Origin of the sequence: Streptomyces sp. MUM 2J (assembly GCF_022414535.1) — a bacterium.
Lineage (GTDB): Bacteria > Actinomycetota > Actinomycetes > Streptomycetales > Streptomycetaceae > Streptomyces.
Window position 1 is genome coordinate 106,189 of sequence record NZ_JADWYM010000023.1, and the last position, 9,711, is coordinate 115,899.

5 protein-coding genes and 1 pseudogene are annotated in these 9,711 nt (G+C 72.8%); 5 read left to right on the top strand and 1 reads right to left on the bottom strand.

Features of this window, described 5'->3' with window-relative positions; genetic code table 11:
• Window positions 1-265: 265 nt before the first annotated feature.
• Window positions 266-2,275 (bottom strand): hypothetical protein, encoded by a 2,010-nt coding sequence (locus I3F54_RS19675; RefSeq protein ID WP_240120133.1) that lies wholly within the window; start codon window positions 2,273-2,275, stop codon window positions 266-268.
• A 538-nt stretch (window positions 2,276-2,813) separates the two neighbouring features.
• On the opposite strand from I3F54_RS19675, the gene I3F54_RS19680 reads away from it, so the two are divergent.
• The 5 genes and pseudogenes from I3F54_RS19680 to I3F54_RS19700 form a co-directional block, all read left to right on the top strand.
• The gene (locus I3F54_RS19680) at window positions 2,814-4,259 is read left to right on the top strand and encodes an aldehyde dehydrogenase family protein (RefSeq protein ID WP_240120134.1); all 1,446 of its coding nucleotides are present in this window, start codon (window positions 2,814-2,816) and stop codon (window positions 4,257-4,259) included.
• A 391-nt stretch (window positions 4,260-4,650) separates the two neighbouring features.
• Window positions 4,651-6,594, top strand: a complete 1,944-nt coding sequence (locus I3F54_RS19685; RefSeq protein WP_240120135.1) for an acyl-CoA dehydrogenase family protein — start codon at window positions 4,651-4,653, stop codon at window positions 6,592-6,594.
• Window positions 6,595-6,723: 129 nt separating this feature from the next.
• Window positions 6,724-8,007 carry a 1-deoxy-D-xylulose-5-phosphate reductoisomerase gene (gene dxr / locus I3F54_RS19690; protein ID WP_240120136.1) on the top strand — a complete coding sequence of 428 codons (1,284 nt, stop codon included), beginning with the start codon at window positions 6,724-6,726 and terminating at the stop codon, window positions 8,005-8,007.
• Complete coding sequence (locus I3F54_RS19695; RefSeq protein ID WP_240120137.1) at window positions 8,004-9,308, top strand: RIP metalloprotease; 1,305 nt, start codon at window positions 8,004-8,006, stop codon at window positions 9,306-9,308. The genes dxr and I3F54_RS19695 overlap by 4 nt, the downstream gene beginning before the upstream one ends.
• Before the next feature lie 286 nt (window positions 9,309-9,594).
• Window positions 9,595-9,711, top strand: a pseudogene (locus tag I3F54_RS19700) (4-hydroxy-3-methylbut-2-en-1-yl diphosphate synthase); the annotation flags it as partial.

Sequence of the window (9,711 nt, forward strand, 5' to 3'; positions counted from 1 at the left end):
AGGACAACGCCGCGCCCCGACGGGCCGCCAGGATCCGGATGCCCCGCACCTCCACACCGAAGGGTGGAGCGGTGGGCCGGAGTTCGGTGGCGACGGCCACGGAGCGGGACCGTGCCCCGCCGGGGCAGTGGCCCGGCGGGGCACGGTCCCGGCAAGGGGCGGGGGACCACGGTGTTCCGTTCCGGCCCGGGCCCCGGTCACGGCGACGCGCACCCCGCGCGCCGCCGTGACCGGGGCCGACCGGACCGCCCGGACCCGGAGGCGGTCACAGGTGCTGCGGGGCTCCCAGCAGGGGAGTGCGCACCGGAGCGGCGAGACCGACGAACACCACCATCTCCCGGCCGCCCGGGTTGGTCTGCACGGGCACGTTCCGCCAGTTGTTGGCCAGCCACACGTTGCCGGACGGGTCGATCTGGACGGCCGTGTTGCGTTCCAGGCCCTGCTCCGGGTAGCCGGTCGCGGCCGGTGAGATCGGGTCGCCCGTGTGCAGCCCCTCGGGGCACGCGGACTCGCGCGCGCCGCACAGGTTGGCCACGCGGTGGCCGCCGAAGTTCGCCACCCAGACCGTGTCGTTGCCGTCGACGGCGATGCCCCAGGGCAGGAACAGGCCGTCGTTGACGAACGGCTTCGCGGGCGTCGACCCGTCCGGCCGGATCATCGTCACCGACGCGTCGACGTCCCGGGTGACGATGTCCTTGATCGCCTCGGCGACCATGGCGGGCGTGGTGCCCTCGCACGGTGCGACCACGGCGCCGCCGTTGGCCACCCAGACGTTGCCGAGGCTGTCGGACGCGACCCCCATGGGGCGCTTGATCCCGCCGCCGGTGACCGTGCGCATCGGCCTGCCCTGCGGGGACAGCATCATGACGTTGTTGCTGCCGTTGCCGGCCACCCAGGCCCGCCCGCGGGTGTCCACCGTGATGCCGAACGGCTTGACCAGCTGGTCGCCGCCCGGCGCGATGTTCCGGGCCCGGCGCGCGTCCCCGTCCGGGATCCGCGTCACGCTCCGGCCGCCGCAGTTGGCGATCCAGACGTTGCCGTCGCGGTCCGCCTGGGCGCCCTGCGGCTGGAGGATGTCGCCGTACCGCCAGCCCCGGGGCGGCGAGAGCGGCCGGCCGTTCGGCGTGAACTCCGAGACGCTGCGGTACAGGCGGCTCGCGTCCAGCGGGCAACCGGTTCCCTGGAAGCCGAAGTTGGCTGCCCAGACATGGCCCCTGGGGTCGATGGTGGTGCCGAAGCCGACGCCGTACAGCCCGCCGCCCCGGTACGGGGCCCCGGGGACGTCCTCACCGGTGGGCGTCAGCCGGGACAGGATCCGCGAACCGCAGGTCGACTGCAGGGGGTCGGGGTTGAACCGGTAGTTGTTGCCGATCCAGGCGGTGCCCTGCGCGTCGAACGCGACGTTGCCCGGCCCGTCGATCTCGTGCCCGTTGCCCGCGTAGCGCAGGGCGAGGGTCCAGGCGGCGGGTGCCTCCTCCAGCCTCGGGCGGTACACCTTGCGGTGGTCGGCCAGGGCGAACAGCTCCGCGGCGTTGTTGCCGGGCAGGCGGGCGATGTCGGCGACGGCCTGGAAGGTCTCGCGCGGCGCGCCGCCCCCGGGGTGCGTGGCCAGGTCGAAGAGCGTGCCGCAGGTCTCGCCCGCGGTGCAGCCGGTCAGGATGTCGGCCAGCGTGTTGAAGGCGCGCAGGGTGGACGTCTGGTCGCCGTTCGGGGCGGTGGCGAGCGTCCGGGCCACCGAGCCGTCGGTGACGTCGGCCAGGTTGTGCGAGACGGCCGCCGCGTTCTGCAGGCCGGGACTGCGGCCGGCCACCTCGCCGCCGTGGGTGAACTGCGCCATCGCGAAGCCCGCGGCGACCGTGGTGCGTTCGTTGAGGACCACCTTGCCCGGCCGCTGGCGCGTGCCGAGCATCGCGACGAGGCGGACCGGCTCGACCCGGTGCGCGGCCCGCGGCTTGCCGTGGCCACGCCCTCGCGTGTCGGCGGTCACGTACAGGACGGCGTCGGGGTCGTGCGGGGCACGGTAGTCGAGGCGGAATCGGCCCTTGGCGTCGCTGTGCCCGTGGGCCAGCGGGCGGGCACTCCCGCCGAATCGGTCACCGGCCTGCAGGAGCGTGACCTCGGCACCGGCGATGGGCCGGTTGCCGCTGCGGACGACACCCCGCTGGTGCAGGGTCTCGTGTGAGGCGGGCGGTTCGCCGCCGGCCTCCGGGAGGGAGGCCCCCACGGCCAGGGAGGCCATGAGGGCGGTGATCAGGGCGGCACTGCGACGACGCACGGTGACTCCGTTTCTTCGGCTTCTTCGGCTGAGCAGAACGGCGGCCGGGCCCTTCGCCGACGCGGTCTCGGGCCGCGTCGACGGCTTCACGGTGTCATCGAGGCGGGCGCCGAAACGGTCCGCCGTGGTGGCGTCGCGCCGCCGCCACCCGTTCGGTCGACCGCCGGTCGGCGGCCCGTCCCCGGCACGGCCCGGCGGGACGGGACCGGTGCCCGGCCGTTCCCGTGCCGCCGGGGGCACCGCCGGTGTCCCGGCCGGGGAGCCGGGACCGGGGCCGTGCGGCACCGGCACCCGGCGGTGGGGACGGCAGCGGTGCCACCGGGCCCCGTCGCCCGCCGCGCACCGCGGGGACACGCGGAGCACCACCGGCGCGGAAGGGGGGCCGCTGAGCGGCCCCCACCAGCCAGCCGTACGCCAAACCGGAGCATGCCCCTCGCCCACTGCTACGCCCCGGACAAACGCCCCCCGGTCGCCGCCGCCCTACCGTGGACCGGGACAGGCAAGAACACCCCCAACGCGGAAGGGCCGGGACTCGCACATGACTTCCACCCACGCCTTCTGGCTCGCCGGCCGCCAGGCCACCGGCGAGGACACCTTCGACGTCACCTCCCCGTGGGACGGCCGGCTCGTCGGCAGGGCGAGCGTGCCGTCCGAGGCGCAGGTCGAGGAGGCCGTGGCCACCGCGCACGCCGTGCGGGACGAGTTCGCCGCCACCCCGGCGCACGTCCGCGCCGCCGCCCTCGACCACGTCAGCAAGCGCCTCGTCGAGCGCACCGAGGAGATCGCCCGGCTGATCTCCGCCGAGAACGGCAAGCCGGTCAAGTGGGCCCGCGGCGAGGTCGGCCGCGCCGTGTCCGTGTTCCGCTTCGCGGCCGAGGAGGCCCGCCGGTTCAACGGCGGCGAGGCCCAGCGCCTCGACACCGACGCCGGCGGCGAGGGCCGGCTGGCGCTCACCCGCCGCTTCCCCAAGGGCGTCGTACTCGGCATCGCGCCGTTCAACTTCCCGCTGAACCTGTGCGCACACAAGGTCGCCCCGGCGATCGCGGTCGGCGCGCCGATCATCCTCAAGCCGGCCCCGGCCACGCCCCTGTCCGGGCTGATCCTCGGCGAACTGCTCGCCGAGACGGACCTCCCGGCCGGCTCCTGGAGCATCCTGCCGGTTCCGAACGACCGTATGCCCGCCCTGGTCCAGGACGAGCGCCTGCCGGTCATCTCCTTCACCGGCTCCGACAAGGTCGGCTACGCGATCATGGACTCGGTGCCGCGCAAGCACTGCACCCTCGAACTGGGCGGAAACGGCGCGGCCGTCGTGCTGGCCGACTTCGCGAGCGACGCCGACCTGGACCGGGCCGCGGCCCGGATCGCGACCTTCTCCAACTACCAGGGCGGCCAGTCCTGCATCTCCGTGCAGCGTGTGATCGCCGACGCGTCGATCCACGACCGTCTCCTGCCGCGCATCGTCGCCGCCGTCGAGGCCCAGGTCACCGGTGACCCCTCCGACGACACGACCGACGTCGGCCCGCTGGTCAGCGAGGATGCCGCCAAGCGGGTGGAGTCCTGGGTCGACGAGGCGGTCGCCGCGGGCGCCACCCTCCTCACCGGTGGCAAGCGCGACGGCGCGTCCTACGCGCCGACCGTCCTCACCGACGTGCCGGCCGATGTGACGCTCTCCTGCGAGGAGGTCTTCGGCCCGGTCCTCACCGTGCAGAGGACCGACGGCGAGGACGAGGCCTTCGCCGCCGTCAACGACTCCAAGTACGGCCTCCAGGCCGGCGTCTTCACCCACGACCTGCAGACCGCCTTCCGCGCCCACCGCGCCCTGGAGGTCGGCGGCGTCGTCGTCGGTGACGTTCCGTCCTACCGCGCCGACCAGATGCCCTACGGCGGCGCCAAGCAGTCCGGCGTCGGCCGTGAGGGCGTGAAGTTCGCGATGGACGACTACACCTACGAGCGCGTGCTCGTGCTCACCGGTCTCGCTCTCTGACCGGCCGACCGCGGACCGGCGACGGCCCGAGCCCACTGTGCGGGGGCTCGGGCCGTCGTGCTCCCGGCGTCCCGGCCGGAAGTCCTCGTACGGGGCGTACCCGGGCGGCCCTCGGCCGGTGCGGCGGGAGCGCGCGCCGCCGCAGGGCCCGGGCCCCCGCCGGTACGCCGGTACGCGTGCCTCCGGCACCGGGGTCCGCGCCGGGCCGCCGGGAAATCCGCGGTCCCTGCGGAATCCCGGGGCGGTGGACACCGGGACGTGTTCCGTCCAGATCGGCCGAACGGCCGCACGCGGACTGGTGGCCCCGCTCCGGATCAGGTACATACGATCGGGTAGCACCCGTCGGTAACCAAAACGGTCCGAGATCCCGATTCGCGGCGAGGTGACCCTCATGTCCGCAAGCCCCGAAGCCCCCTCAGGACGACCCGTCGTCACCGAACGAGAGGCCCGCCAGGTGGCGGAGGCCGCCCGTGAGCAGACCTGGCGCAAGCCCAGCTTCGCCAAGGAACTGTTCCTCGGGCGGTTCCGGCTCGACCTCATCCACCCTCACCCGCTCCCGCCCGACGAGCACGTGCAGCGCGGCGAGGACTTCCTCGCCAAACTCCGCGACTTCGTCGAGACCAAGGTCGACGGTCCCCTCATCGAGCGCGAGGCCCGCGTCCCCGACGAGGTGGTCAACGGGCTCAAGGAGCTCGGCGCCTTCGGCATGAAGATCGACACCAGGTACGGCGGTCTCGGTCTCACCCAGCTGTACTACAACAAGGCGCTCGGGCTGGCCGGTTCCGCGTCCCCCGCGATCGGCGTCCTGCTCTCCGCGCACCAGTCCATCGGCGTGCCCCAGCCGCTGAAGATGTTCGGCACCCAGGAGCAGAAGGAGCGGTTCCTGCCGCGCTGCGCCCGCACCGACATCAGCGCCTTCCTGCTCACCGAGCCCGACGTCGGCTCCGACCCGGCCCGGCTCGCCACCAGCGCGGTACCCGACGGCGACGACTACGTCCTCGACGGGGTGAAGCTGTGGACCACCAACGGCGTGGTCGCCGACCTGCTCGTGGTCATGGCCCGCGTCCCCAGGAGCGAGGGCCACCGCGGAGGCATCACCGCCTTCGTCGTCGAGACCGACTCGCCCGGCATCACCGTCGAGAACCGCAACGCCTTCATGGGGCTGCGCGGCATCGAGAACGGCGTCACGCGCTTCCACCGCGTCCGCGTCCCCGCCGCCAACCGCATCGGTGAGGAGGGCCAGGGTCTGAAGATCGCCCTGACCACCCTCAACACCGGACGGCTGTCCCTGCCCGCCTCCTGCGTCGCCGCCGGAAAGTGGTGCCTGAAGATCGCCCGCGAGTGGTCGGCGGCCCGCGAGCAGTGGGGCAAGCCGATCGCCCACCACGAGGCCGTCGGCTCGAAGATCTCCTTCATCGCCGCCACCACCTTCGCGCTGGAGGCGGTCACCGACCTCGCCTCGCAGATGGCCGACGAGGACCGCAACGACATCCGCATCGAGGGCGCCCTCGCCAAGCTCTACGCCTCCGAGATGGCCTGGCTGATGGCCGACGAACTCGTCCAGATCCGCGGCGGCCGGGGCTTCGAGACCGCCGAGTCCCTGCGGGCCCGCGGCGAGCGCGGCGTGCCCGCCGAACAGCTCCTGCGCGACCTGCGCATCAACCGCATCTTCGAGGGCTCCACCGAGATCATGCACCTGCTGATCGCGCGCGAGGCCGTCGACGCCCACCTGTCCGTCGCGGGCGACCTCATCGACCCCGAGAAGTCCCTGCCGGACAAGGCCAGGGCGGGCGCGAACGCGGGCGTCTTCTACGCGAAATGGCTCCCGAAGCTGGTCGCCGGCCCCGGTCAGGTGCCGGGTGCCTTCGGCGAGTTCAAACGCGAGGTGGACCTCTCGGTACACCTGCGTCACGTCGAGCGCCACGCCCGCAAACTCGCCCGCTCCACCTTCTACGCCATGTCCCGCTGGCAGGGGCGCATGGAGGCCAAACAGGGCTTCCTGGGCCGGATCGTCGACATCGGCGCCGAACTGTTCGCGATGAGCGCCGCCTGCGTCCGCGCCGAGCTGCTGTACCGCAGGGGTGACCACGGACGCGAGGCCTACCAACTCGCCGACGCCTTCTGCCGCCAGTCCCGCATCCGCGTGGACGAACTGTTCGACCGCCTGTGGACCAACACCGACGACCTCGACCGCAGGGTCGTCAAGGGCGTCCTGGGCGGCGCCTACACCTGGCTGGAGGAGGGCGTCATCGACACCTCGGGCGACGGGCCGTGGATCGCCGAAACCCCGCCGGGCCCCAGCGAGAGCGAGAACGTCCACCGCCCCGTCCGGTGAGAACGCGGTGAGAACCCGGTGAGCATCCGCGGGCGCGGCCGGCGGATGCTCACCCCACGTTCCGCCACGGCCCCCCGGAAGGGGGGACACCCTGTCCTGCTGCCCGCCTCCTGCGGCCACAATGGGAGAATGACCGACAGTCCCGCCAGCCCAGCCAGCCCAGCACCCCTCGCCGACCCGCACCTGGTCTACGACCCGGTGACGGGCGACGGACCCAAGGACGTGGTGATCCTCGGCTCCACGGGGTCGATCGGCACCCAGGCCATCGATCTCGTGCTGCGCAACCCGGACCGCTTCCGGGTCACCGCCCTCTCCGCCAACGGAGGCCGGGTCGCCCTGCTGGCCGAGCAGGCCCGCCGGTTGCGGGTGCGGACCGTCGCCGTCGCCCGCGAGGACGTCGTACCGGCGCTGCGCGACGCCCTCGCCGCCCAGTACGGCAGCGGCGAGCCGCTCCCCGAGATCCTCGCCGGACCCGACGCGGCCGCGCAGGTCGCCGCCGCCGACCCCGCGGAGTGCCACACGGTCCTGAACGGCATCACCGGCTCCATCGGCCTCGCACCCACCCTCGCCGCGCTGAAGGCCGGCCACACCCTGGCCCTGGCCAACAAGGAGTCGCTCATCGTGGGCGGCCCGCTGGTCAGGGCGCTCGCCGAGCCCGGCCAGATCATCCCCGTGGACTCCGAGCACGCCGCCCTCTTCCAGGCGCTCGCCGCCGGCACCCGCACCGAGGTCCGCAAGCTCGTCGTCACCGCCTCCGGTGGCCCCTTCCGCGGCCGGACCAAGGACCAGCTGGCGGACGTCACCGTCGACGACGCCCTCGCGCACCCCACCTGGGCGATGGGGCCGGTGATCACGGTCAACTCCGCCACGCTCGTGAACAAGGGGCTGGAGGTGATCGAGGCGCACCTCCTCTACGACATTCCCTTCAGCCGCATTGAGGTGGTCGTGCACCCACAGTCGTATGTTCACTCGATGGTGGAGTTCACGGACGGATCGACGATGGCGCAGGCGACGCCGCCCGACATGCGCGGGCCCATCGCCATCGGCCTGGGCTGGCCCGAACGCGTCCCCGACGCGGCGCCCGCCTTCGACTGGGGCAAGGCCTCCACCTGGGAGTTCTTCCCGCTGGACGACGAGGCCTTCCCCTCCGTGAACCTCGCCCGGCACGTCGGTGAGCTGGGGGGCACCGCCCCGGCGGTGTTCAACGCGGCGAACGAGGAGTGCGTGGACGCCTTCCTCAAGGGCAACCTGCCCTTCGCCGGAATCATGGATACCGTCATCCGGGTGGTGCAGGAGCACGGAACCCCCCGTACGGGAACCTCACTGACGGTGCCGGACGTCCTCGAAGCGGAGGCCTGGGCGAGGGCCCGGGCCCGGGAACTGACGGCGAAGACGGCGGAGGTCCGTGCATGACGACCCTGATGATGATCCTCGGCATAGTCGTCTTCGCGGTCGGCCTGCTCGTCTCGATCGCCTGGCACGAGCTGGGGCATCTGTCCACCGCCAAGCTCTTCGGCATCCGCGTCCCGCAGTACATGGTCGGTTTCGGCCCGACCGTCTGGTCGCGCAAGAAGGGCGAGACGGAGTACGGGATCAAGGCGGTCCCGCTCGGCGGCTACATCCGCATGATCGGCATGTTCCCGCCCGGCGACGACGGCCGGATCCAGGCACGGTCCACCTCGCCCTGGCGCGGCATGATCGAGGACGCCCGCTCCGCCGCCTTCGAGGAGCTGGAGCCGGGCGACGAGACCCGCCTGTTCTACACGCGCAAGCCGTGGAAGCGCGTCATCGTCATGTTCGCGGGCCCGTTCATGAACCTGATCCTGGCGATCGGCCTGTTCCTCACCGTGCTGATGGGCTTCGGCATCCAGCAGCAGACCACCACCGTCAGTTCCATCTCGCCCTGCGTGATCGCGCAGAGCGAGAACCGCGACACCTGCAACAAGTCCGACCCGGCCTCCCCGGCGGCCGCCGCGGGCCTGAAGGCCGGCGACAAGATCGTCTCCTTCGACGGCCGGCCGACCGGCAACTGGAACACCCTCTCCGACCTGATCCGCGACAGCGCCGGCAAGAGCGTGCCGATCGTCGTCGACCGCGACGGCCGGCGCCTCACCCTGCACGCCGACATCGCCACCAACCAGCTCGTCAAGAAGGATGCCGGCGGCGCCTACGTCCAGGGCGAGTACGTCAAGGCCGGCTTCCTCGGCTTCAGCGCCGCCACCGGCGTGGTCCGGCAGGACTTCGGCGAGTCGGTCACCTGGATGACCGACCGGGTGGGCGACGCCGTCGACGCCCTCGTCGCGCTGCCCGCCAAGGTCCCCGCCCTGTGGGACGCCGCCTTCAACGGCGCCCCCCGCGCCCCCGACTCCCCGATGGGCGTGGTCGGCGCGGCCCGTGTCGGCGGCGAGATCTTCACCCTCGACATCCCGCCGAGCCAGCAGCTGGCCATGGCCGTCTTCCTGGTCGCCGGCTTCAACCTCTCCCTGTTCCTGTTCAACATGCTCCCGCTGCTCCCGCTCGACGGCGGGCACATCGCGGGTGCCCTGTGGGAGTCGCTGCGGCGGAACGCGGCGAAGGTGCTGCGCCGCCCGGACCCGGGCCCGTTCGACGTGGCCAAGCTGATGCCGGTGGCCTACGTGGTGGCCGGGATCTTCGTCTGCTTCACCGTCCTGGTGCTGATCGCGGACGTGGTGAACCCGGTGCGGATCACCTGACCGTCCCGCCCCCACCGAACCCGAGGGCCTCGCCCCTCGTCCCCGGCCCGGCCGGTGGACGAGGGGCGAGGCCCTCGGGCGATCGGGTGCGCCGCGCGCCCCGGCCATCCGGAGAGGGCGCCCCGGGCACGCACCCCACGCCCCCTGCCCCCGTCGCGGCACGCCATTGAGCGGAATCGCCAGGCCGTCGTGTGCCGGTGTTCAGGTCCGTGCCGTAATCTCGAAGCTCGGAGCCCGCCGCTGAACGGGGCCGGACCATGATCCACGACTTGGGGTTGCACAGCAGATGACTGCGATTTCTCTCGGCATGCCGTCCGTTCCGACCAGGCTCGCCGAGCGCCGGAAGAGCCGGCAGATCCAGGTCGGGTCCGTGGCGGTGGGTGGTGACGCCCCGGTCTCGGTG